Annotated in this window: 22 protein-coding genes; 17 read left to right on the forward strand and 5 right to left on the reverse strand. The window is 47.7% G+C overall.

The window, feature by feature from the left end; genetic code table 11:
* Positions 1-139: 139 nt before the first annotated feature.
* The 5 genes from MUB35_RS24330 to MUB35_RS24350 form a co-directional block, all read right to left on the reverse strand.
* Complete coding sequence (locus MUB35_RS24330; RefSeq protein WP_033142441.1) at positions 140-553, reverse strand: GNAT family N-acetyltransferase; 414 nt, start codon at positions 551-553, stop codon at positions 140-142.
* A 735-nt stretch (positions 554-1,288) separates the two neighbouring features.
* Positions 1,289-1,717 carry a DUF3788 domain-containing protein gene (locus tag MUB35_RS24335; RefSeq protein WP_033142439.1) on the reverse strand — a complete coding sequence of 143 codons (429 nt, stop codon included), beginning with the start codon at positions 1,715-1,717 and terminating at the stop codon, positions 1,289-1,291.
* A gap of 118 nt (positions 1,718-1,835) precedes the next feature.
* A complete protein-coding gene (locus tag MUB35_RS24340; protein ID WP_033142438.1) occupies positions 1,836-2,138 on the reverse strand; it encodes a DUF1330 domain-containing protein in 303 nt (100 codons plus the stop codon).
* Between the two features lie 236 nt (positions 2,139-2,374).
* Complete coding sequence (locus MUB35_RS24345; RefSeq protein ID WP_244806975.1) at positions 2,375-2,890, reverse strand: AraC family transcriptional regulator; 516 nt, start codon at positions 2,888-2,890, stop codon at positions 2,375-2,377.
* Positions 2,832-4,313, reverse strand: coding sequence for a helix-turn-helix transcriptional regulator (locus MUB35_RS24350; protein WP_081960457.1), 1,482 nt, complete (start codon positions 4,311-4,313; stop codon positions 2,832-2,834). Before MUB35_RS24350 ends, MUB35_RS24345 begins: the two co-directional genes overlap by 59 nt.
* Before the next feature lie 557 nt (positions 4,314-4,870).
* Here MUB35_RS24350 and MUB35_RS24355 point away from each other — a divergent pair.
* From MUB35_RS24355 to MUB35_RS24430, 17 genes are all read left to right on the forward strand, one after another.
* A complete protein-coding gene (locus tag MUB35_RS24355) occupies positions 4,871-5,266 on the forward strand; it encodes an iron chaperone (RefSeq protein ID WP_033142435.1) in 396 nt (131 codons plus the stop codon).
* Between the two features lie 107 nt (positions 5,267-5,373).
* Complete coding sequence (locus MUB35_RS30545; protein ID WP_255786267.1) at positions 5,374-5,499, forward strand: hypothetical protein; 126 nt, start codon at positions 5,374-5,376, stop codon at positions 5,497-5,499.
* A gap of 154 nt (positions 5,500-5,653) precedes the next feature.
* The gene (locus tag MUB35_RS24360) at positions 5,654-6,655 is read left to right on the forward strand and encodes a PhoH family protein (protein ID WP_033142434.1); all 1,002 of its coding nucleotides are present in this window, start codon (positions 5,654-5,656) and stop codon (positions 6,653-6,655) included.
* A 55-nt stretch (positions 6,656-6,710) separates the two neighbouring features.
* Positions 6,711-7,205, forward strand: coding sequence for an rRNA maturation RNase YbeY (ybeY, locus tag MUB35_RS24365; RefSeq protein ID WP_033142433.1), 495 nt, complete (start codon positions 6,711-6,713; stop codon positions 7,203-7,205).
* Between the two features lie 17 nt (positions 7,206-7,222).
* A complete protein-coding gene (locus tag MUB35_RS24370; protein WP_052099591.1) occupies positions 7,223-8,470 on the forward strand; it encodes a DUF3048 domain-containing protein in 1,248 nt (415 codons plus the stop codon).
* Positions 8,471-8,582: 112 nt separating this feature from the next.
* Entirely contained in the window at positions 8,583-9,074 is a 492-nt protein-coding gene (locus MUB35_RS24375; protein WP_033142432.1) for a hypothetical protein, read from the forward strand.
* Positions 9,075-9,149: 75 nt separating this feature from the next.
* Complete coding sequence (gene proB, locus MUB35_RS24380) at positions 9,150-9,992, forward strand: glutamate 5-kinase (RefSeq protein ID WP_033142431.1); 843 nt, start codon at positions 9,150-9,152, stop codon at positions 9,990-9,992.
* 39 nt (positions 9,993-10,031) lie between these two features.
* Positions 10,032-10,253, forward strand: coding sequence for a DUF896 domain-containing protein (locus tag MUB35_RS24385; protein ID WP_033142430.1), 222 nt, complete (start codon positions 10,032-10,034; stop codon positions 10,251-10,253).
* A gap of 235 nt (positions 10,254-10,488) precedes the next feature.
* Positions 10,489-11,946, forward strand: a complete 1,458-nt coding sequence (gene miaB / locus MUB35_RS24390) for a tRNA (N6-isopentenyl adenosine(37)-C2)-methylthiotransferase MiaB (protein WP_244806976.1) — start codon at positions 10,489-10,491, stop codon at positions 11,944-11,946.
* Positions 11,947-11,952: 6 nt separating this feature from the next.
* The gene (mutS, locus tag MUB35_RS24395; RefSeq protein WP_033142428.1) at positions 11,953-14,628 is read left to right on the forward strand and encodes a DNA mismatch repair protein MutS; all 2,676 of its coding nucleotides are present in this window, start codon (positions 11,953-11,955) and stop codon (positions 14,626-14,628) included.
* Positions 14,622-16,937: a DNA mismatch repair endonuclease MutL gene (mutL, locus tag MUB35_RS24400; RefSeq protein WP_033142427.1), complete on the forward strand. Its 2,316-nt coding sequence runs from the start codon at positions 14,622-14,624 to the stop codon at positions 16,935-16,937. The genes mutS and mutL overlap by 7 nt, the downstream gene beginning before the upstream one ends.
* Positions 16,938-16,946: 9 nt before the next feature.
* A complete protein-coding gene (gene miaA / locus MUB35_RS24405) occupies positions 16,947-17,936 on the forward strand; it encodes a tRNA (adenosine(37)-N6)-dimethylallyltransferase MiaA (RefSeq protein WP_033142426.1) in 990 nt (329 codons plus the stop codon).
* Positions 17,890-19,188 carry a methionine gamma-lyase family protein gene (locus tag MUB35_RS24410; RefSeq protein ID WP_033142425.1) on the forward strand — a complete coding sequence of 433 codons (1,299 nt, stop codon included), beginning with the start codon at positions 17,890-17,892 and terminating at the stop codon, positions 19,186-19,188. Before miaA ends, MUB35_RS24410 begins: the two co-directional genes overlap by 47 nt.
* Before the next feature lie 4 nt (positions 19,189-19,192).
* Positions 19,193-20,392 (forward strand): NAD(P)/FAD-dependent oxidoreductase, encoded by a 1,200-nt coding sequence (locus tag MUB35_RS24415; RefSeq protein WP_033142424.1) that lies wholly within the window; start codon positions 19,193-19,195, stop codon positions 20,390-20,392.
* 15 nt (positions 20,393-20,407) lie between these two features.
* Positions 20,408-22,000, forward strand: a complete 1,593-nt coding sequence (locus tag MUB35_RS24420; protein ID WP_244806977.1) for an NAD(P)/FAD-dependent oxidoreductase — start codon at positions 20,408-20,410, stop codon at positions 21,998-22,000.
* Between the two features lie 95 nt (positions 22,001-22,095).
* The gene (gene radC, locus MUB35_RS24425) at positions 22,096-22,794 is read left to right on the forward strand and encodes a RadC family protein (RefSeq protein ID WP_033142422.1); all 699 of its coding nucleotides are present in this window, start codon (positions 22,096-22,098) and stop codon (positions 22,792-22,794) included.
* Between the two features lie 61 nt (positions 22,795-22,855).
* Positions 22,856-23,845, forward strand: a complete 990-nt coding sequence (locus tag MUB35_RS24430) for a rod shape-determining protein (protein WP_244806978.1) — start codon at positions 22,856-22,858, stop codon at positions 23,843-23,845.
* The last annotated feature ends 19 nt before the right edge of the window (positions 23,846-23,864 follow it).

The raw sequence follows: 23,864 nt of genomic DNA on the forward strand, positions 1-23,864 counted from the left end.
AATCATCTTAATTTTATACTTCTTTTTTCAAATCTACAATACGGTAGATTTATTAAGGTTACCCTTTTTTCATCTGAAAAAAATTCAAAAAATGGTTGACAAACATTAGCAAGATTTTTTAAGTTCAACAACCCGGGATTTATTTATGAATTACTTTTCTCATACAAGAACCGCAATAATCATGAGGGATTAACTTAAATCCCATTTTTTGATAGAATGTTTCCTTTCCTTTTTCCGCGATTAGCTGTATGCTGGAACGCCCGTTGACTGGTGTTTCATCATCAACATATTTGATTATCATATTGATTATTTGACTTCCCACGCCATTTTTTTGATAGGCAGGATGGACTATAATATCAATAATCATATAATACAGACCATCTCCGATCAATCTTCCCATGCCAACAGTTTGGTCATTTTCAACTGCAATTACTGTATATAAGCTTCTGTCAAGAGCTTTTTGAGCCTGTTGTTCTGAAAAATTTAACCAATCGACGCTTTTTCTTAACCTATAATAATCTTCGTAGCATAGCATATTTTCTTTGTATTCCATGTATTACCCCCAAATTCTATTTTTTGGCTTGGTAAACTGGGATACTTACTCTGAAAAAGTATTTGTACAATAGTACCCTGTTATCATTTTCTTGCCTCCTCAGTTTCCATTTGTTTCATCATACAATATTTTAATTTGATTGTATAGCAGTTTGACGCTATCCAGCTTATGCCGATGGCTTTTTTCTTTATTCCATATATTCATCATCCGGCATATTTAGTATGAAACAAAAAAGACGATGGGAGGTAAACAAGATGAATCACGCAAATCAGATAGGGAAACCATTGTTTGTCCTGATGTCTCTCATAAAGGATGACGACAGCAGAAGTATTTATTGTGATGGATTTGTTTTGGAATAAGGAAGACGCAAGAAAAGAAATGCGCAAACAGTACAGAGGAGTAATGAAAAAAGTTTCAGAGGATCATGGTAAGCTCCCACAGGGCTATGTCAATACCTGGGACACGGGCGCATCTATTTGTACCGATACTTGTTCAGCAGATGAATATGAGTGCGAAATCTCAGAGCGGCGGATCATTGTGCGGGCCCGCCGTTGATATTTATGGGGGTGCCGGATTAAGCGTGTTCAATAACGGATAAAAAATCCTGACAGAATTGGATTTTGTCAGCATGGACAGCAACGACTCCAATCAAAGTTCGCTGGAACAGCAGAGATTTCACATGGGATCTGCTTTTTTCGTCTAACAGGAACATGAAAGCGCCGTCAGACAGCGTGTCTAAAATCTCCAGATCCTCTGTTCCGATTTGACAATCAACAATTTCATTATATCTTCCAAATGTTCTTTGCATTTCACACGATAATGTATCCATCCGCCATCGCCGCAGGGGTATTTATGATCCATATATTCCTGCGTGTATTTTTGCATATTTCCATAGACCGAAGCAAACTGCCGGTCAGAAAGCCGGACCATTACTGTAAAAGCATTATCTTCCGGAAAAATATTGCAGAGCAGCTTTTTCTTTGATCTGTGAGCAATTCCCCATCCATAATGATTGCCATAGGGGAAAACCGTTTCCTGCAAAGTGCAATATTGATTTGATAACCACTGATTCAGCATTGTAAATAATTCGGCGTTTACTCCACAATACGATGTCATTTCCTCAATGGTCGGCACAACTTGCTTATTTAACATTCTTTCATACATACGATTTCTCCTTTAGGTTAGAATACAAGAGCGGCCTATCACAAGGAGGACCCCCGTCGGCACGGTCAGAGTCTACCTGACCGAATTTCAACGAACAGCGATACAATTTGATGTATCTTCATAATATTTCCTCATTAATCACAACAGCCCTTGCATCCACTGTTGATGTTCTCTTATGCATAATGGAGATATATTCATTAGATCCAAAACATTTATCCAATGTTTCCTTATTAGGGAAACGAATTAGAATCACTCTATTTGGTGTTCTGGTTTCTGAGAGTGCCATTACATTTTCACTTCTAACAAGATACTTACCGCCATAAGCTTCTACGATTGGTTTTACCATTGCAATATATTCATCATATTCATTACGTTCATTATCTTTATTAAAATATACATCAACACAAAAATAACATGCCATTTCAAGTCCTCCAAATTACTATTTGATGATACACCTTATCCCAAAAGGCTGCATTAGTGCAGCTCAACGAACTGGGAATTGCTTATTTTTCTTTCTACCAATAGCATTAAGTTAAAAAAATGAGATTTGTCTGATTTTAATTGATCGCTTTGCGTCGAATGGCAAAGATAATGTCAATCGTCGGCTGCTTTTCCGTGCTTCGTTCTGTGTGATACTCATATTCCAAATTCAATGCTTCAAAAGAACTTTTGGGTAACCATTTTGTATAGAAATATTGTTTTGCCTCTCCGATAGAAGCCCCCCCACAAAAAGCCCAATTTAGGCTTTACTGTGATTTTGGCGTACTCGCTGGCTGCGAGAACGCAGCTTTCTAAACCGCCTTTGTCAATCATACTGCCAATAAACAATTCAAAATCGCGGCTTTGCTCATTGTAATTTCTGGACAGGACAAAATAGGGTAACACCTTTCCCTCCGGCATGGAAACCACGGCATGATACTGTTTAGACAGAGCCTTTATATCTCTGGAAATAGTTTTATCATTTGACTTTTGCCACAATCCGTATATTGTTTGCTGGTCGATATATTCTAGCTTCACTTCTAATCCTGACATTATTATTTTTTCCTCCAAATTCAAGTTTGTCGGAGTGTCTTCACCACCGAACGAGACATTGATAACACCGCTTTGAACAATTTTATGTGTCAATAAGCTCTGCGCTGAACATATAAGCAGTGCTGCCTTTGTCGTATCCATTTTTAAATACTTCTGCTGTCCAATATTTATCCGGATACGGAATCGTTATTCCCTGGCTGAGCATAATGTTTCTGGTGACGTCGTACATGGCACTGATGTTATATCCTTCCGTTTTGTGCATAGCTTCATAATCTCCCGAGAATTCCGCATAGGCAAATTGAGAAATATATGGGATGCCTGCCCTGCCATCATGATATGGCAGAAAATCAAATGAGAGAAATCCTTTTGGCACAGGGGTGTCTGCCCTCATAAACCGTCCCCAAAAAAGATGTGCGGGCTCCACATCGATAGACAAGCCCTCATGATGCGAGAGCAGAATATCATAGTCAAAACCTGACGGATCACCATTCATGGCATCCAGTACACGAAAACGCTCCCCCTGCAATTCGCTGTCGGTCAAATCGTCGTCTTCCCATCCGATGAACCGCATACCGGGCATTTCTTTATATTCATAGTTTACTACTTTGAAGCCGTTCTGCTGTCGCTTTACTTTATCCGGCATAAACAGCGCCCATTGCACCTCCGCGTCACATTCTTTCAGATAATTGATAAAGCCGTATATGTCCGCATGATCCGTGCCGGTGGGGCCTGTTATGCTTCCTGCAATCTGCTCTCTGATGCCGCGCTGTTTCATAAGGGAAAAATCATCCAATACTTGTGCCACAACTTTCTGCAGCTGCTCGTCTGGAACCTGTCCTGACAACTGATCATTAAATTGATCCAGGGCTTTGAACACCGCTTCGTTGACCACCCCTGCCGGTCTTAATTCCGACAAGTATCGGCGGAGCTGTTTGTTCTGTTCTGAAAACCGCGCGAATACACCCTGCATCAAAATCTGTTCGTTTTCATTGAGCTTATCTTCGCACCATTCAATATCATCCAGCAGCCATTCCGTCAACGCATCAAAAACACCTGGGTTTTTCCCTCTCGCTGTTATCGCCCAATGAACGAGTTCTTGATACTTCTCTGCATCGGTCAGCGTTTTAATTGTTTGTTCGTCAAGATTATTCCAACAAAATTCATCAATCTGTTGATAAGCCCTGTTGAATCCACCACGGATTGAAATATTAATAGAGAGAGGATGAAAAAATCGAAGCACAGCGCCGGATGTTTTGACATCTGAAGGTGAAATGCTGTGAAAACGCAAAAACGCCTTAGAAAAGCTCTCAGAAGTGTCATAACGGTATTTCTGCGCTATGTCAGCAACTTTTTTGTCCGTAAGCAGGAGATCCTGCCCGGCCAGGCTTAAGCGGCGGTTTCGGATATATTCGCCAATCGTCACACCTGTCACCATATGAAACACGCGCTGAAAATTAGACTTTGAAGCGAATACATAATTTGATATCTGCTCAATGCTTAACTCTTCCATTAAATGTGTTTCCATATAATTGATCGATTCGTTGATGCGCTGTAACCAGTCCATGTGTTCACCTCGATTCCATAAAAATTGCAATGAAACTAATAGGATATAATGTTTTTATTATACCATTTTCATAAATCATTTGCCATGTCAGAAAATGCTTGCGTTTGTCATCCCACATTTGAAGTAATGATCTTAAGTTTTGCCCCGGGACATGATGAGGCCGAACAACTGAAAGAACGGTATACCGCAGAGGTACAGGGGAAATTCATTGAGCGGATTGAAAGCAAACCGGAAAGACATGCCGCATAAGAATGCCCCGGATAGTGTGGAAAAGAAGCGGGAGCCGGAAAACAGCAGAGCCTATACATCTGAACTGATATATAGTATAATAAGGCAAGTTTAAAAGTGTGGTGTTAGGAGGGGCAGTGGATGGAACAGAGCCTATCATTTCCAGTATCGAAATTGGATACAGCATATTCAAATCGGCCTGAGGGAATGGATTTTATTCAGATGGTTCTTTGTCGGATCAAAAATGGCCAACATACTACGGGAAGAATGGAATTATAGAACCCCAGTATGGTAAACTGAAAAATTTAAATTTACGGAGGAAACGGAATATGTGGATATGCCCCAAATGCGGGAGAGAATTTAAAAGAATAAATCAAGGTCATTACTGCGGGAAAGCACCCAAAACAGTATTAGAATATATAGATTCGCAGCCCATAGAAACACACCCCCACTTAACAGAACTGATGATTATATTACAAAACAGTGTTCCATGTGTAAATGAACGTATATTATGGAGTATGCCATATTATGAGAAAGAAGGAAAATCCATCTCATTTTCTGCTTGTAAAAAGCACATCAGTTTCTATGTAGGGGTTGAAGCTATTGGAAAGTTTGCATTGGAGTTAAACGAATTTGTCACTAAGAAAAATGCAATATATTTTCCTTATGATAAAGCATTACCTACAAAATTGATTGAAAATATTGTGAAATGGTGTTTAAGCTGACTTGTTTATTTTAGTTTGCGGGGGTATCAAATTGGTATGGCGGGTATTACTCGAAATTCGGCAAGAGGCTGTACAATGCAGCAGCTGTCCGTGGTGACCTGGCATTGATGGCAGCAGGAATGGCTGTTCCGGTAAGAATATGGGGATATGCGGCAGCTTCTATGAACCTGCAGACAAAAGAAGAAACCTTCTCAGCTATGGTAGTGTATGATCAGGTTGAGGTATTATCATAGCCTCTGCATAGAAAGATAAATAACAGGTGCGAAAATCAACCGTTTACTGGCTGGTTTGCGCACCTCAAAATCCCCGGGGCTTGAAAAAGCCGGAGAGTTGCAGTATAATTTAATTTGGATTTTTGTAATTTGCAGGAAAGCGAGGAGAAATTATTTGCAGGAGCAGGAACTAGAATTTACACTAGATCAGCAGATGGATGTTTTCGGTGTTCAGGACAGCAATGCAAAGCTCATTGAAAATGCCCTGTCTGTTTCAATAAACGCCAGAAACTCCCATGTGGAGATTCTCGGAGATTCTGAGCAGGCTGTACAGAGTGCAGTGCGTACTCTCAAATCCCTCCGGGACATTCATGACAGAAAAGAGAAGATTGACACGGATGTAGTCTACCGCGTGCTGGAATCCATCCAGGCAGGAGAGATTGAGGAAACCATGAAGGCCATGTCCGATGTCATTGTCCTTGCCCACAGAAACCGTCCCATTAAATGCAAAACCATCGGCCAGAAGAACTATGCCAAAGCCCTAAAGGAAAATACGGTAAATATCTGCATCGGTCCTGCCGGTACCGGAAAGACTTATCTGGCGGTTGCCCAGGCTGTGGCAGATCTGAAAAACGGTAATATTGAGCGTATCATCATGAGCCGTCCGGCAATTGAGGCCGGGGAGGAACGGCTGGGCTTTCTTCCGGGAGATTTATCCCAGAAGGTAGACCCCTATCTTCGCCCTCTCTATGACGCCCTCAACGATATTCTGGGAAATGAACAGGTCCAGAAATATCTGGAGCGGGGAACCATCGAGATCGCACCGCTTGCCTATATGCGGGGCAGAACCCTGAACCGGGCAAGCATTATCATAGATGAAAGTCAGAACGCCTCACTCTCAACCCTCAAAATGGCCCTGACCAGGCTCGGAGAAGGATCAAAAATGGTCCTGACCGGAGATGTGACACAGATTGACCTTCCAAAGAACACAGATTCCGGACTGGAAAAATGCGCCGCTATCCTGGGTTCCATTGACGGGATCGGTATAGTGCGGCTGAATAACCGGGATGTGGTCAGAAACAGGCTTGTGAAGGATATTGTGAAGGCATTTGAGAAAGCAGAGGCGGATAAAAAGCCGGGACCGTCCGGCAGACAGACGCATATGCGCAGAAAATAAATGAATAATAACCGATAGAAACTCATACAAAAGAGAATAATGGGGAGGAAAATGTATGACACTGAATATTGACAAGGAATATCCCGGAAATGTGGATTTTGATTATGAGTCCATTGCCCGGCAGGTTGTGGAAGCAGCCCTGGATTCTGAAAACTGTCCCTATGAGGCCGAAGTGAGCTTAGTACTCACCACAGATGAGGACATCCAAAGAACGAACCGGGAATTCCGTGAGATAGACAGGGTGACAGATGTGCTGTCCTTTCCCATGCTGGATTATGATACACCGGGGGATTTTTCCTTCTTAGAGGAATCCGAGGACGCATTCCATCCTGAGACAGGGGAGCTGATTTTAGGGGATATTATGATCGCAGTGCCCAGAATGCTTCAGCAGGCCGTGCAGTACGGACATGGCGCTGTACGGGAATTTGCGTTTCTTGTAGCCCACAGCATGCTGCATCTGATGGGCTATGACCATATGTCAGAGGAAGAGGCTGCTGTCATGGAAGCAAAACAGGAGGCCATCCTTGAAGGGCTTGGAATCCGCAGATAAGAAATTGGAGGAAAATTATGAGAACAAAAAAATATCTCGCATGGCTGCTGGTGGGAGCTGTCTGTGCGTCCACACTGCTTGCAGGATGCGGGAAAAAGAAAGAGGCTGAGAAAAAGGAGATTCCGCAGGAGACGGTAGAGGAGCCTGAGGAAAAAGAAGAGGTCAAGGAGATTGTACTGCAGCCAAAAGAACCGGAGACGGAACAGATCCCTGAGGGCATGATGAAAAGTTACCTGACAGGAGAGTATGTAAGTCCTGCCATCGGACAGAGAAGGCCCGTGGCTGTTATGCTGAACAATATCCAGGCAGCGGTCCCCCAGGCGGGAATTGCCAATGCAGGTGTTGTGTATGAGGCACCTGTGGAGGGCGGTATTACCAGGCTTATGGGTATTTTTGAGGATTACGACAATCTGGAGAAAATCGGCTCTGTGAGAAGCTGCAGGGATTACTATATTTTCTATGCCATGGAATTTGAAGCGATCTACGCTCATTATGGACAGGCGGCTTACGCCCTTCCCTATCTGGAACTGCCGGAAGTCAATAATCTAAGCGGCCTCTCAGGATACGGTGCGGATGTCTACTACCGTACTACAGACCGTGTGGCACCCCACAACGCATACACAAGCTTTGCGGGACTGCAGAAGGGAATTGAGATCAATGCCTACAGCCAGGAGTATTCCCCGGAGTACAAGGGACATTTCCAGTTCGCATGGGTGGGCAAGGAGACAGCTCCCGCAGGGGGCACACCCGCAACCCTGATAAAGCCCCATTACTCCGTCAATGACCCGTGGTTTGACTATAACGCGGAGGATAAGCTTTACTACCGTTCCCAGTACGGGGAACCGCAGATTGACGAGCTGACAGGCAGCCAGCTGGGCTACAAAAATGTCATCCTCCAGTATTGCCCTTGGGAAAATTATGACGATAACGGATATCTGAACATCAACGTGATGGCAGGAGGAAGCGGCAAGTATATCACGGAAGGTCAGGCCATTGACATTACCTGGAAGAAAGATTCCGAATGGGAACCGACCCATTACTACGATGCCGGTGGCAATGAGATCACCCTGAATCCCGGAAAGACCTGGATCTGCATTATCCAGGATACCAATGCGGACCAGGTGGAAATCTCAGGCCCGGAACCGGCAGCCCCGGAAGCTGCTGAGAATCCGGATGCAGCGGAAAACCCGGATGCGGCACAGGGAACAGAAGCGCCCGCAGAGACTCCGGAAGATACCGGTGCAGCCGAAGTGCCCGCCCAATAAGAAAAATCTCTGCTGCGCTTTTGAAAATGCAGGGAATAACTGAATAAAGTGGAAAAAAAGGCCGATACTAATATTCATAGATAGTTTATATGAATAAAGGAGTGATTCTTTCATGAAAAGAATTTTTTATAGTATCGGCCTTGTCTTTGCCATTTTCTTCCTGAGCTGTGGTTTTTTCCTGAGTTATCAGCTCACCTCTCTGAGAGACAGGATGAACCGGCTGGAACAGGAGAGCGCTTTGATGGGAAAGCAGGTCTCCGCCAATCCGTTTTCCAGGGACAGTGACTATGTCTTTGAATCCTTCAATTCGGATACAGGAAAACTGGTGAAGGAACGTTACCGGGTATCCTCCTACGCTGACAACCAGGTGGTACTGCGGCAGGAGCTGGGAGATATGTCCGCATCCGATCAGGAGACACGCTACTGTGTCCGTATGGAAAACGGCAGCCTGGTCGTTTATCTGGAAGATGGAAAGGAAGTCTTTGAATACACGGACATTCCTCTGGAAGCACTGCCAAGCGAAGAACAGGCGGAGGTGCTGGGAGGCAAAGAGATTGTGGGGACAGATGAACTCTACAGTTTCCTTGAGAATTATTCCAGCTAAAGAAAAAGCCGCTCTGGACGAACTCTTAAAAATGGTGTAATATAAGAGAACATGAAAATGATGGAGTGATCAATAATGAACATAAGAGAAAAATTAAAAGATAAAAAAAGAGTTGTAGTAAAAATCGGCTCTTCCTCCCTGACACATGAGCAGACAGGACGTTTAAATCTGACAAAGCTGGAGATTCTGGTCAGGGAACTGGCAGACCTTCACAACCAGGGCAAGGATGTGATCGTGGTTTCCTCCGGTGCCATTGCGGTGGGAAGAAGCGCCATGGGCATCCACAGGCGTCCCGATGAACTGGCGGAGAAGCAGGCATGTGCCGCAGTGGGCCAGGCAAGGCTTATGATGATCTATCAGAAGCTGTTTTCTGAGTACAACCAGACCGCAGCTCAGGTGCTCATGACAAAGTACACCATGATCAATGCAGCCACCAGAGTAAATGCCATGAACACCTTTAACAAGCTGTTTGATATGGGAGCCATTCCCATTGTAAATGAAAATGACACCATCTCCACAGATGAGATTGAGTTCGGTGACAACGACACCCTTTCCGCTCTGGTGGCAGCCCTGGTGGATGCGGACATGCTGATCCTGCTGTCCGATATTGACGGGCTTTTCACGGATGACCCCAACCAGAACCCGGACGCCGAATTCATTGACGTGGTGGAGAAGATAGACAGCCATCTGGAGAAAATGGCAAAAGGCAGCACAGGCAGCTCTGTGGGAACAGGAGGCATGGCAACCAAGCTCACCGCCGCCCATATTGCAACCAGCGCAGGCGCTGACATGGTGATCGCCAACGGAGAGGATTTCCACGTGATACATAAAATAATGCAGGGAAGAAACCACGGCACTTTGTTCTTAGCGGACAAAAAAGAAGGCTTTTACCTGGATGACATTATCCAGAAGCTGTGATGCCGCCCCTTTGAGACAATAAGAGAGGAGACCATACACATGAAACAGGAACAGATCGACAGGATCAACGAGCTTGCAAGAAAATCAAAGGTCACAGAACTGACCCCGGAAGAAAAAGAGGAGCAGAAAAAGCTCCGCACAGAATATATTGCCACCATACGCATGAACATGCGTGCCCAATTGGACAATATTGATATCCAGGAAAAAGACGGAACCGTCACTAACTTAGGCACGAAATACGGACTGAAAACAAAACATTAAGCGCAGCAGGCAGACTTGCAGATCTGCCGTATACATAAAGAAAAGGGTTGAATGTATGACAAATTTTGATACATTCCGCCCTTTTTTCCGTTACTGTTCCGATATTATGTAAATTTTAATGATTGAAAATTAAAATCCGTTATAGTAAAATAAGTCGTGAATGTTCAAAACGTGTATAAGAACAGTGACAAGGAATCGTGAATGTTTTGATTTTGCATTTTGGAAAGGATAAGGAATGAATCAGGAAAATTTGGAAGAAATTCTGGGAAATATAGATGCAGGCGGTGAAGCGCCGGCTAAGGAGCCGGACCGCCAGTATTATTTTATGAAAAAAGCACGGGCTCTGGTGAAAGAAAAAAGTGAAGCGCTGGGCCGTCCTCTGACCTTCTGCGTCAATACCTTCGGCTGTCAGATGAATGCCAGAGACTCGGAAAAACTGGTGGGCGTGCTGGAAAATATCGGATATGTGGAGAAACAGGACGAGGATGCGGATTTTGTCATTTTCAACACCTGTACCGTCCGGGAGAATGCCAATCAACGTGTGTATGGCCGCCTGGGCCAGCTTCATGCCAGGAAAAAGAAAAATCCCCACATGATGATCGCGCTCTGCGGCTGTATGATGCAGGAGGCTCACGTGGTGGAAAAGTTGAAAAAGAGCTATTCCTTTGTGAATCTCATTTTCGGCACACATAATATCTATAAATTTTCAGAGCTGATCGTAAGCGCCCTTACTTCTGACCGTATGGTCATAGATATCTGGAAAGACACCGATAAAATCGTGGAGGACCTGCCTGCAGAAAGGAAGTATTCCTTCAAATCCGGTGTCAATATTATGTTCGGATGCAACAACTTCTGCAGCTACTGCATTGTTCCCTATGTGCGCGGCCGGGAGAGAAGCCGAAGTCCGAAAGATATTGTAAGAGAGATTGAACAGCTTGTGGCAGACGGTGTTGTGGAGGTGATGCTTCTGGGCCAGAACGTAAATTCTTATGGCAGGAACCTGGAAGAACCCATGACATTTGCACAGCTTTTACAGGAGATTGAGAAGATAGAAGGGCTTCGCCGGATCCGTTTTATGACCTCACATCCGAAAGATTTGTCGGACGAGCTGATCGAGGTGATGAAAAACAGCAAAAAGATCTGCAGACACCTTCATCTGCCCCTGCAGTCAGGCAGCAGCCGTATCTTAAAACTGATGAACCGAAGATATGACAAGGAACAGTATCTGGCCCTTGTGGAGAAGATTCGTGCCGCAGTGCCGGATATTTCTCTTACCACGGATATTATCGTCGGATTTCCCGGTGAGACAGAGGAGGATTTTCTGGAGACCATGGACGTGGTGGAAAAAGTGCGCTATGACAGTGCCTTTACCTTTATTTATTCCAAGAGGACCGGAACGCCTGCTGCTGTCATGGAAGACCAGATTCCCGAGGAGGTCATAAAAGACCGTTTTGACAGGCTTCTTGTACGAGTACAGGCCATAGGAAGGGAAATGTCTGCCAGGGACACCGGAACCGTACAGGAGGTTCTTGTGGAGGAGCAGAATGAACACGATAAACCCCTTATGACAGGAAGGCTTTCCAACAACATACTGGTGCATTTTCCGGGAGACAGCTCTCTGATCGGCAGTCTGGTCCGTGTGCGGCTTGATGAGTGCAGAGGATTCTATTACATGGGTACGAAAGTAGGATGACAATATATGGGACTTACATTTAAAGACGTGGATGTGGCATCACTCTCACCGATGATGCAGCATTACGTGAAGACAAAAGAGGAAAATAAAGACTGTATTATATTTTACCGCCTGGGCGACTTTTACGAGATGTTTTTTGACGATGCGGTCACAACATCCCGGGAACTGGAACTGACCCTGACCGGTAAGGACTGCGGCCTGTCCGAGCGGGCGCCCATGTGCGGCGTCCCCTACCACGCGGCAGAAGTCTACATAAACCGTCTGGTGGGGAAGGGCTACAAGGTGGCTATCTGCGAGCAGATGGAGGACCCAAAGGAAGCCAAGGGGATGGTGAGAAGAGAGGTCATCCGTGTGGTCACACCGGGAACCAATCTGAATACCCAGGCACTGGATGAGACGAAAAACAACTATATTATGGCAGTTGTCTATCTGTCCAACCGTTTCGGCATCGCCATTGCGGATGTAACCACCGGTGATTTTATGGTGACAGAGGTGGATAAGATCCGAACCCTTCTGGACGAGGTATACAAGTTCTCACCGGCGGAAATCATCTGTAATGAGGCATTCTGTATGAGCGGCGTGGACCTGGAAGAGATCAGGAACCGGCTGAACATCTCCCTGTATCCGCTGGAGAGCTGGTACTTTGATGATGACCTGTGTGTGAGAACCCTGAAAGAGCATTTCCGTGTGGGGACACTGGAAGGCCTGGGACTGAAGGATTATGAATGTGCTGTCATCGGAGCAGGCGCCCTTTTGACTTATCTGCTGGAAACACAGAAAAACTCCCTGGAGCATATGCGTGCCATCACCCCATACATCACAGACCGTTTCATGGTCATTGACAGTTCATCCAGAAGGAATCTGGAACTGACGGAAGCCCTCCGTGAGAAAGTGAAGAGGGGTTCCCTTTTGTGGGTTCTGGACAAGACAAAAACTGCTATGGGAGCCAGAATGCTGCGCTCCTTTATTGAGCAGCCCCTCATTGACGAGGATTCCATCAACCGCCGTCTGGATGCCCTGGAAGAGATCAATTCCAGGGAAATGGACCGGGAGGAGATAAGGGAATATCTAAATCCCATTTATGATATGGAGCGTCTGATCGGGCGTGTCAGCTATCAGTCCGCCAATCCACGGGATATGATCTCCTTCAAATCCTCCATCTCCATGATCCCGTATATCAAACAGCTTGTCAAAAGCTTCTCCACAGAAGAGATGCAGTGCGTCTACGAGGATATGGATGACTTAAGAGATCTGTATACCCTTCTGGAATCCGCCATTGTGGAGGAACCGCCTCTTGCCATGAAGGAGGGCGGCATCATCAAAGATGGTTATAATGAAGATGTGGACCATTTCCGTGAGGCCAAAACAAAAGGAAAATCCTGGCTGGCGGAACTGGAAGCCGAAGAGAGGGAAAAGACAGGCATCCGCAATCTGAAGATCAAATACAACAAGGTATTCGGCTATTATCTGGAGGTGACCAATTCCTTCAAGGATATGGTGCCGGAATACTATACCAGAAAGCAGACCCTCACCAACGCGGAGCGCTATATCACTCCAAGGCTGAAGGAGCTGGAAGATATGATCCTGGGGGCAGAAGATAAGCTCTACGCCCTGGAATACGAACTTTTTGTGAATGTGCGCAATACCATCTCCAGGGAGGTGGAGCGGATTCAGCGGACAGCCAAGGCCATAGCCAAGCTGGACACCTATATCTCCCTTGCGCTGGTGGCATCCAGGAACAATTACGTCCGCCCCAAGATCAACACCAAAGGAGTCATTGACATCAAAAACGGACGCCACCCGGTGGTGGAAAAAATGATTCCCAACGACATGTTCATTCCCAATGACACGTACCTGGACAACAGCAAAAACAGGGTATCTGTCATCACCGGACCCAATATGGCAGGTAAATCCACATATATGCGCCAGACCGCCCTGATCGTCCTGATGGCACAGATCGGTTCCTTTGTCCCCGCTGAAAAGGCCAACATCGGCATTGCGGACCGTATCTTTACCCGTGTGGGCGCCTCCGATGACCTGGCAAGCGGTCAGAGTACCTTTATGGTGGAGATGACCGAGGTTGCCAATATTCTGCGGAACGCCACGTCCAGAAGCCTTCTCATCCTGGATGAGATCGGACGCGGAACCAGCACCTTTGACGGCCTCTCCATTGCCTGGGCAGTCATTGAATATATCAGCAACACGAAGATTCTGGGAGCTAAGACACTTTTTGCCACCCATTACCATGAACTGACCGAACTGGAAGGCAAGCTGGCCGGCGTGAACAATTACTGCATTGCCGTGAAAGAGCGTGGAGACGACATTGTCTTTCTGCGTAAAATCGTGAAAGGCGGTGCGGACAAGAGCTACGGTATCCAAGTGGCAAAACTGGCCGGTGTACCGGATGTGGTCATTGAGCGGGCAAAAGAACTGGTGGAGGAACTGGTCAGCGCGGACATCACTGCAGCGGTCAAGGATATCGCCTCGGAAAATAAAAAGACGAAGACAAAGCCCCAGGTACATTTGGACGAACTGGACTTAGAGCAGATATCCCTGTTTGACACCGTGAAGGATGATGATGTGCTGGAGGAACTGAAAAATATTGATGTCTCTAATTTAACACCCATTGACGCGCTGAACACAATTTATAAGCTTCAGAACAAACTGAAGAACAGATGGTGATAGAATTGAGAAAAATTGCTGTTTTAGATCAGAATACCATAGATAAAATAGCGGCCGGCGAGGTGGTGGAACGTCCCGCCTCCGTGGTGAAGGAGCTGGTGGAGAATGCCATCGACGCCGGTTCCTCTGCCATTACCGTGGAAATCAAAGAGGGCGGCATCTCCTTCATACGTGTGACCGACAACGGCGGCGGCATGGTGCGGGAACAGGTGCCCCTTGCTTTTCTGCGCCATGCCACTAGCAAAATTGAGAAGGTGGAAGACCTGATGCGGATATCCTCCCTGGGATTCCGCGGTGAGGCTCTGTCAAGCATTGCAGCAGTCGGACAGGTGGAGCTGATAACCAAAACACCGGAAGCCCTCACAGGTGTGCGCTATCTCATAGAAGGCGGAAAAGAAAAGTCTCTGGAGGAGATCGGCGCGCCCTGCGGCACTACCATAATTGTCCGCAACCTGTTTTTCAACACGCCGGTCAGGGCAAAATTCTTAAAGACAGCCATGACAGAAGCCGGTTATGTGAGTTCCTATATGGAACAGCTCGCTCTGTCCCATCAGGACATCTCTTTTAAATTCATGGTAAACGGACAGACAAAGCTTCACAGCTCCGGCAATGCCAGCCTGAAGGATGTCATCTACGGCATTTACGGCAGGGATATAGCCCGTGAGGTAACCGCCGTGAAGTATGAAAAGAACGGGATTTCCATAGAGGGATTTGCGGGAAAGCCTGTCATTGCAAGAGGCAACCGAACCTTTGAAAATTATTATATTAACGGCAGATATGTAAAAAGCAAGGTGCTCATGAAGGCCATAGAGGATGCCTATAAGCCCTATATGATGCAGCATAAATACCCCTTTGTCTGCCTGCAGTACAACATTCAGGGAGATGAGGTGGATGTAAACGTACATCCCACAAAAATGGAAGTCCGGTTTCAGAACCAGCAGGCTGTTTATCAGGCCACTTATGAGGCGCTCACTTCTGTGCTGGCGCACAGGGAACTGATCCCCGACATTGATTTTGACCAGGGAAAGGACAAGGAGGAGCAGGAACGCGGCGGCAGAAAACCAAACGGCCCGGAACCCTTTGAACAGAGACGAAGAGCAGGCATTTCCAATACACCGCAGAAGCAGAAATCACACATTTACACACCACAGCAGAATACCGGTTTTATAGCAGAGGAAAAACGTCCGTATAAGTACGGAACGGGACCTGAGACTTCAAAATCCGGTTCCGAACGGGGGACCGAAGGTGTTGTGCCCGCTCCCCTTCCTGCAGGCGTGCGCCCCGCTGTTGTACCGTCCTCCCCGGATGCGGATATTCGGCCTTCCGTAAATACTCCGCCTTCCGGCATCGGTGTGCGGCCAGCCACAACTTTCCCTGCACCCGAACATGGAGCGCAGGACATTTCCAACATGAACGCAGAAGAACCGTCATCCATTGCCATAAAGTCTGCAAATGGAACCAAGGCATCAATTGCTGTGCAGCCTGCGAATGAAGCGATGCCTTCAAATGACGCACAGTCTGCAAATGAAACATCACCATCAAATGCCGCACAGCCTGCAAATGAAACATCACCATCAAATACTGCACAGCCCGCCGATGAAATACAACCATTGCCGCAAACCGCAGCAGCAGACCCGGCGGCCACAGCGGTACAGGAGTCAGTATCCGTAATACCGGAAAGCCCCCGGCAGATGGAGCTGTTTGACGACCGGCTTCTCTCCAAAAAAGCCAGACTGCGCCACCGCATCATCGGCCAGCTTTTTGACACATACTGGCTGGTGGAATACGATGAGAAATTTTACATCATTGACCAGCACGCCGCCCACGAAAAAGTGCTTTATGAGCGCTTCATGAAAGAATTCAGCCAGCGGGAGATCATCTCCCAGATGGTAAGTCCACCGGAGATCATCGCGCTCAGTCTTCAGGAGGCAGAGCTTTTAAAAGAGCAGATGGAGATATTTGAACAGTTTGGCTTTGAGATTTCTTCCTTCGGCGGCAGGGAATACAGCATCAGCGCTGTTCCGGCCAATCTGTACGGCGTCACGGTTCAGGAACTGTTCATAGAGATTCTGGACAGCCTGGAAACAGAGGGCAGGAGACAGACCCCTGAACTGATAACCCACAGAATCGCCACAGCCGCCTGCAAAGCCGCTGTAAAGGGCAACCAGATGCTCTCCGTCCCGGAAGCGGACAAACTGATCGACGAGCTTCTGGGACTGGAAAATCCTTATCACTGCCCGCATGGAAGACCCACCATTGTCTCCATGACAAAATACGAACTGGAAAAGAAATTCAAACGGATTGTGTAGGTGAATAGCTTGAAAAAACCTTTGATCATACTGACCGGACCTACGGCGGTGGGCAAGACCCACCTGTCTGTCCGGCTGGCTCACGCTGTTGGCGGGGAGATCATCTCCGCGGATTCCATGCAGGTATACCGCCATATGGATATCGGTTCCGCCAAGATCACGAAAGAAGAGATGGACAACATCCCCCATTATCTCATTGATGTGCTGAATCCAGAAGAGGAGTTCCATGTGGTCCGGTTCCAGCAGATGGCAAAAGAGGCCATGGCAAAAATTTACGCCAGGGGAAAGATTCCTATTTTAACCGGCGGTACAGGATTTTATATCCAGGCCGTGGTAAAAGACATTGATTTTTCCGAGGACACGGAAAAAAGCCCGGTGAGACAGCAGCTTGAGCAGGAAGCCAGGGAAAAAGGAGCCGCCTGGATGCACGGACGCCTCCGGGAAGTCGACCCTGCCTCCGCAAAAAAAATACATGAAAACAATATAAAACGTGTCATACGTGCCCTGGAATACTATGAACTGACAGGAGAACGCATCTCCGAACACAATGAGCGGGAGGCAGAGAAAACTTCCCCGTACAATACAGCCTACTTTGTCTTAAACGATGACAGAGAGAAACTTTATGCCCGTATTGACCAGCGGGTAGATGAAATGCTGGATGCCGGTCTGGTCCCTGAAGTAAAAAAACTTAAAAACATGGGCTACACCAAAAATATGGTCTCCATGCAGGGCCTTGGATACAAGGAGATCCTGTCCTATCTGGACGAAGAGATCACCCTGGAGGAGGCAGTCTACATTCTGAAAAGAGATACCCGCCATTTTGCCAAGCGGCAGCTTACCTGGTTCCGCAGGGAAAAAGACGTGATATGGGTAAACAAACCGGAATTCTCCTACAATGAGAATGCCATTTTGGAATACATGCTGAAAATATGTAAGGAAAGAGGAATTTGTGATGCAGGAAATGAATGCAGTGTACCGGGAACTGGGAATCAGCAGTGAGGTACTGGCATATGGAAATAAAATAGAACAGGAACTGAAGGAACGCTTTGCAGCCATCGACGATAACGCGGAATATAACCAGATGAAGGTGCTCCTGGCAATGCAGAAAAACAAAGTCAGCGAGGCATGTCTCTACGCCTCCAGCGGATACGGATACAATGACCTGGGAAGAGATACCCTGGAAGATGTATATGCAGACGCTTTCCACGCGGAGGCAGCACTGGTACGGCCCCAAATCGCCTGCGGCACCCATGCCCTTGCGGTTGCTCTTTCCGGCAACCTGCGCCCCGGTGATGAACTCTTCTCCCCTGTGGGCAAGCCATATGACACCCTGGAGGAGGTCATCGGCATCCGCCCGTCCAGAGGCTCCCTGGCAGAATACGGAGTCACCTACAGACAGACGGACCTGCTTCCTGACGGCAGCTTTGATTATGAAAACATCAAAAAGGCCATTAATGAGAAGACAAAACTGGTCACGATCCAGCGCTCCAAAGGATACCAGACCCGTCCCACATTGTCTGTGGAACGCATCGGAGAACTGATCGCGTTTGTAAAGAATATCAAGCCGGATGTCATCTGCATGGTTGACAACTGCTACGGTGAATTTGTGGAACGCATAGAACCCACTGACGTAGGTGCGGATTTGATCGTAGGTTCCCTCATCAAGAACCCCGGCGGCGGCCTGGCCCCCATCGGCGGTTATATTGCGGGCAAAAAAGAATATGTGGAAAATGCGGCTTACCGTCTCACCTCTCCCGGTCTCGGAAAAGAGGTCGGTGCCACTCTTGGCGTGAACCAGCCCTTCTTCCAGGGCTTCTTCCTGGCACCGACCGTGGTGGCCGGAGCGCTGAAAGGCGCTGTCTTTGCAGCCAATATCTATGAGCGCCTGGGCTTTGGAGTGGTACCGAACGGAACGGAAAGCCGCCATGATATTATTCAGGCAGTTACCTTCGGTGTACCGGAAGGCGTCATAGAATTCTGCAAAGGCATTCAGGCGGCAGCACCTGTGGACAGCTATGTGGAGCCGGAACCCTGGGCTATGCCCGGATACGACAGCGATGTCATTATGGCGGCAGGCGCCTTTGTACAGGGTTCCTCCATTGAACTGTCCGCGGACGGCCCCATTAAGCCTCCTTACGCCGTATATTTTCAGGGCGGTCTTACCTGGTACCACGCAAAACTGGGAATCCTCATGTCCTTACAGAAACTTATAGATAAAAAAATAGCGGTACTGCCAATACAGGAGGCATAGATCCATGGAGAAAAAAACTGTCTGCATCATCGGCGGAGGCGCTGCCGGACTGGTAAGCGCCATCTTCGCCGCCAGAAACCACGCATCCGTTATTCTGCTGGAACAAAATGAAAAACCGGGAAGAAAACTTCTGGCCACAGGAAACGGCAGATGCAATTTAACAAACACTTACCAGCACCCCTCCTGCTACCACGGCAGGCACCCGGAATTTGCCTGGGAGGTCATACAGCAGTTTCCCATGCAGCAGACAGTGGCCTTTTTTTCCAAGCTGGGTATCTACACCAGGAACCGTGACGGCTACCTTTACCCCGCGAGTCTGCAGGCATCCAGTGTGCTGGAGGTTCTGGAAGCGGAGGCCCGTTATCTGAAAGTGAAGATCAAATGCAGGGAACAGGTAACAGATATCTGTGCATGCCCGGACCGGGAGCAGGGCAGATGGCTGGTCAAAACCGCGTCCTGGCAGTATCCCGCCGACAGTGTGATCATCGCCTGCGGTTCACCGGCATCTGAGATTGCAGGCTCCTGTACTTTCGGGTACGAGCTTGCAAAAAAGCTGGGCCATACGCTTATAAAACCGCTCCCCGCACTGGTGCCTCTGGTCTGCAAAGGCAGCTTCTTTAAAAAGTGGGCAGGCGTCCGCGCAGAGGGCTGCGTCTCCCTTGCCGTTGACCGCCGGATTTTCCGGGAGGAGAGAGGCGAGCTGCAGCTCACAGAATACGGCGTCTCCGGAATCCCGGTCTTCCAGCTGAGCGGCTATGCGGTGCGGCTTCTGGATGAGGGTGTGCCCGTACGGCTTTTGCTTGACTTTATGCCGGATTTCACAGAGGAAGCCCTGGAGGCATTTCTGAAAACCCGTATGGATAACTGCCCCTACAAGACTTTGAAGGAAAGCCTTGTGGGACTTTTTCCGAAAAAACTCATTGATGTGCTGACTCAGGATGACAAGACTGACACAGCATCTCTGGTACAGAAAATCAAATGCCTGGAACTGGATGTCAAGGGGCCTCGTTCCCTCGGGCAGGCGCAGGTATGCTCCGGCGGCGTTTCCACAGAGGAGTTATCCGCAGGAACCATGGAATCTTCCCTTCATCCCGGTATCTTTTTCGCGGGGGAAGTGGTGGACACAGACGGTATCTGCGGAGGATATAACCTGCAGTGGGCCTGGTCCAGTGCAGCCATGGCAGGCACTCATGCCGCTTTATAACAGAAAGGTAGATACATGCTCACCATACAACAATTAAAGCTTCCGGTCTCACACACTGAAAACGAACTGGAAAAAAAGATTATAAAAACATTGAAAATAAAAAAAGAAGAGCTTCTTTCCTGGTCCATCCGGAAACAATCCCTGGATGCCAGAAAAAATCCGGATCTTTTTTTCGTATATACCATTGACGCAGAGGTAAAAAAAGAGAGCACTGTCCTTAAAAGAGTTGACCATAAAATTGTTATGTCAACCAAAAGAGTGCCCTATACCTATCTGCACACGGACAACAGAGACAGACTGCAGCGCCCGGTAGTTGTGGGCAGCGGTCCGGCAGGTCTTTTCTGTGCCTATTATCTGGCTCGTGCAGGTCTTTCTCCCCTTGTCATCGAACGGGGGGACGATGTGGACAGCCGCATGAAAAAAGTACAGTCCTTCTGGGACGGCAAAGCTTTGGATACAGAATCCAACGTGCAGTTCGGGGAGGGCGGTGCGGGAACCTTTTCTGACGGAAAACTGAACACCCTGGTCAAGGACCCTGCAGGCAGAAACCTGGAGGTCCTCCGTCTCTTTGTGGAATGCGGAGCACCGGATGAAATCTTGTATGTGCAGAAACCCCATCTGGGCACGGATCTTCTGGTGACGATTGTAAAAAATCTCAGAAAAAAAATCGAAGCGCTGGGCGGTGAGATCCGTTTCCGAAGTGCACTGACCGGTATCCATACAGAAAAAGGACAGCTTACGGGCATTGAGATCAATCACCGAGAACAGCTTTCTGTTTCCACACTGGTCCTCGCCGTGGGGCACAGCGCCCGGGATACGTTTTCCCTTCTGGAGAAAAGCGGATTTTCCATGCAGGCCAAAGCCTTCGCAGTCGGACTGCGCATTGAACATCCCCAGACGCTCATCAACCAGTACCAGTACGGCTGCAGAGAACATGAAACCTTAGGGGCGGCAGCCTACAAGCTAACCCACAAGGCAGCGGGGGGAAGGGGTGTGTACAGCTTCTGCATGTGTCCCGGCGGCTATGTGGTCAATGCCTCCTCAGAGGAGGGCATGCTGGCAGTCAATGGCATGAGCTACCAGGACCGCGCCTCAAAAAACGCCAATAGTGCCATGATCGTCACCGTAACACCTGACGACTACGGAAATACCGGCCCCCTTTCCGGCGTGGAATTCCAAAGAGAGTTAGAACGGGCCGCCTGGCGTCTGGGCGGAGGCAGAATTCCCCTCCAGCTTTTCGGTGATTTTAAGGAGAACCGTAAGAGTACCGGACTTGGACAGATCACTCCCTGCCTGAAAGGAGACTGGTCCTTTGCCAATCTAAGAGAACTTCTGCCCGCCGGTATCAGCAGCGCCCTGCAGGAGGGAATCACATATTTTGACCGCATGATCCCCGGCTTTTCCAGGGATGACGCAATTCTCACCGGTGTGGAGAGCCGTACCTCCTCCCCTGTGCGCATAGAGCGAAATGCAGAGATGGAGAGCAGTATCCGCGGTGTTTATCCCTGTGGGGAGGGTGCCGGATATGCGGGAGGAATCACCTCAGCAGCCATGGACGGCTTAAAAATTGGGGAAGTAATTGTGAAAAAAGTGATAAATTTTTGTTAAGGCATATACATCGTTTTTAATCTGTGCTACAATTAAATCTGCTAAATTTTTTTATGATGCCCATACCATGCTGAAGAGAGTATGTGGAAAATCATATGAATGACAATAGAAAAATCAAAGAAATACCAAATGAAAACCGGCCATACGAAAAGTGTCTGAAGCTTGGAGCTCAGGCACTGACTGATGAAGAACTGCTGGCAGTGCTTTTGCGCTCCGGCTCAAGCGGCAGCTCCTCACTGGAGCTTGCAGGGGAGGTGCTACACCTTTCCCGGGACAAAGAAGGCCTGCCCGGCCTTCACCAGCTGAGCCTCCAGCAGTTAAAAAGTATACGGGGAATCGGAACAGTGAAAGCCGTACAGCTCAAATGTATCGGTGAACTTTCCAAGAGGATTGCAGTCTCTGTGGCAGAAAAGGGTGTTTCCTTTGATCATCCGGCATCCATTGCCAATTTCTACATGGAGCAGCTCCGCCATCAGGAACAGGAGCTGCTGCTTTGTATGATGCTGGACTGCAAAAATCATCGCCTGGGGGAAGAAACTGTTTTTAAGGGGACTGTGAATATGTCCCTGGTAAACCCGCGGGAAATTTTTCTTGCCGCTCTTTCCTATCACGCGGTGGGAATCCTGCTGGTACACAACCATCCAAGCGGAGACCCGACCCCAAGTAAGGCGGATCTTAACATTACGAAGAGAGTTCAGAATGCCGGCGCAATGCTGGGCATCCCGCTTCTGGATCACATCATTATCGGAGACTGCCGTTACATAAGCTTCCGGGAGCAGGGTTTATTTGAATAAATAGATATATAGAAAGAACGCGCAGCGGGCTTTCTTGGTCATAAATAAAGGGGAGCACAATATGCCATTTCATAAAACGTTCGGTGTGGATTTAGGCACCAGTATGGTGAAAATCTATTCCTGCCAGCAGGACACCATCTTAACGGAAAAGAACATGATTGCCATTCGGAACGGAAAACAGATCCTGGCCACAGGCAATGATGCTTATGAGATTTTTGAAAAAAACCCCTCAAATGTCTCGGTCATCACTCCCATGACATTCGGCAAAATTGCAGATATCAACCATACGGAGATGGTTCTGCATTCGCTTCTGGAGAAAGCGGGCGCCGGTACGGTTTTCGGAAATACACTGTACCTTGCAGTTCCCGCAGATTTATCCGAGATAGAAAAGAGGGCCTACTATACAATAGGAAATTCCAGTAGAAAAAATAAGATATATATGGTAGAAAAGACCATCGCCGATGCGGTAGCGCTGGGAATACCCATCAACAAGACAAAAGGCTCCATGGTGGTAAATATCGGGGCGCAGAGCTGTGAGATCTCTGTCATTGAAAAGGGCAGAGTGGTTCTGAGTAAAATTGTGGAGATCGGCGGTAAGCAGTTAAATGAATCCATACAAAATATGGTTCGCCGCCGGTGCAATCTGAATATCGGAAGCCGTACTGCCAGGCGTCTGAAATTCTCCCTGGCCTACTTAAAAGAAGACAAAAAAGAGGCCAGGAAAGTGGCGGGAGTGGACAGCCTCACGGGTCTGCCCCAGGAGGGTGTCGTGTCTTCCCGAATGGTTTATGAGGCCATTTTAGAGCCTCTTGGCACTATCTGCGAGGAAATACGCTTTTTTCTTGAGCGGACGCCGCCCCAGATTCGCCAGAATATTTCCAGGGAAGGCATCAATCTCACCGGAGGCACTACAAAAATTCCGGATATCGAATGGTTCATCAGCAGACAGACAGGACAAAAAGTCTGTCTGTCACGGTTCTATGATCTGTGCACCATATACGGTATTAAGGAGATCATAGGAAGCAAGTCTCTCAGAAAATGGGTGAAATAACAGAAAGCACATCCCGTGG

It is taken from the genome of Blautia sp. NSJ-175 (assembly GCF_022867815.1).
Classification (GTDB): domain Bacteria; phylum Bacillota; class Clostridia; order Lachnospirales; family Lachnospiraceae; genus Blautia; species Blautia celeris.

Excerpts from the sequence above, each read along its gene's own strand:
- MUB35_RS24330 (WP_033142441.1), bottom strand. The coding sequence starts at position 553 with ATGGAATACAAAGAAAATATGCTATGCTACGAAGATTATTATAGGTTA.
- MUB35_RS24335 (WP_033142439.1), bottom strand. The coding sequence starts at position 1,717 with ATGTATGAAAGAATGTTAAATAAGCAAGTTGTGCCGACCATTGAGGAA.
- MUB35_RS24340 (WP_033142438.1), bottom strand. The coding sequence starts at position 2,138 with ATGGCATGTTATTTTTGTGTTGATGTATATTTTAATAAAGATAATGAA.
- MUB35_RS24345 (WP_244806975.1), bottom strand. The coding sequence starts at position 2,890 with ATGGATACGACAAAGGCAGCACTGCTTATATGTTCAGCGCAGAGCTTA.
- MUB35_RS24350 (WP_081960457.1), bottom strand. The coding sequence starts at position 4,313 with ATGGACTGGTTACAGCGCATCAACGAATCGATCAATTATATGGAAACA.
- MUB35_RS24355 (WP_033142435.1), top strand. The coding sequence starts at position 4,871 with ATGTGGATATGCCCCAAATGCGGGAGAGAATTTAAAAGAATAAATCAA.
- MUB35_RS30545 (WP_255786267.1), top strand. The coding sequence starts at position 5,374 with ATGGCAGCAGGAATGGCTGTTCCGGTAAGAATATGGGGATATGCGGCA.
- ybeY (WP_033142433.1), top strand. The coding sequence starts at position 6,711 with ATGACACTGAATATTGACAAGGAATATCCCGGAAATGTGGATTTTGAT.
- MUB35_RS24370 (WP_052099591.1), top strand. The coding sequence starts at position 7,223 with ATGAGAACAAAAAAATATCTCGCATGGCTGCTGGTGGGAGCTGTCTGT.
- MUB35_RS24375 (WP_033142432.1), top strand. The coding sequence starts at position 8,583 with ATGAAAAGAATTTTTTATAGTATCGGCCTTGTCTTTGCCATTTTCTTC.
- proB (WP_033142431.1), top strand. The coding sequence starts at position 9,150 with ATGAACATAAGAGAAAAATTAAAAGATAAAAAAAGAGTTGTAGTAAAA.
- MUB35_RS24385 (WP_033142430.1), top strand. The coding sequence starts at position 10,032 with ATGAAACAGGAACAGATCGACAGGATCAACGAGCTTGCAAGAAAATCA.
- miaB (WP_244806976.1), top strand. The coding sequence starts at position 10,489 with ATGAATCAGGAAAATTTGGAAGAAATTCTGGGAAATATAGATGCAGGC.
- mutS (WP_033142428.1), top strand. The coding sequence starts at position 11,953 with ATGGGACTTACATTTAAAGACGTGGATGTGGCATCACTCTCACCGATG.
- mutL (WP_033142427.1), top strand. The coding sequence starts at position 14,622 with ATGGTGATAGAATTGAGAAAAATTGCTGTTTTAGATCAGAATACCATA.
- MUB35_RS24410 (WP_033142425.1), top strand. The coding sequence starts at position 17,890 with ATGCAGGAAATGAATGCAGTGTACCGGGAACTGGGAATCAGCAGTGAG.
- MUB35_RS24415 (WP_033142424.1), top strand. The coding sequence starts at position 19,193 with ATGGAGAAAAAAACTGTCTGCATCATCGGCGGAGGCGCTGCCGGACTG.
- MUB35_RS24420 (WP_244806977.1), top strand. The coding sequence starts at position 20,408 with ATGCTCACCATACAACAATTAAAGCTTCCGGTCTCACACACTGAAAAC.
- radC (WP_033142422.1), top strand. The coding sequence starts at position 22,096 with ATGAATGACAATAGAAAAATCAAAGAAATACCAAATGAAAACCGGCCA.
- MUB35_RS24430 (WP_244806978.1), top strand. The coding sequence starts at position 22,856 with ATGCCATTTCATAAAACGTTCGGTGTGGATTTAGGCACCAGTATGGTG.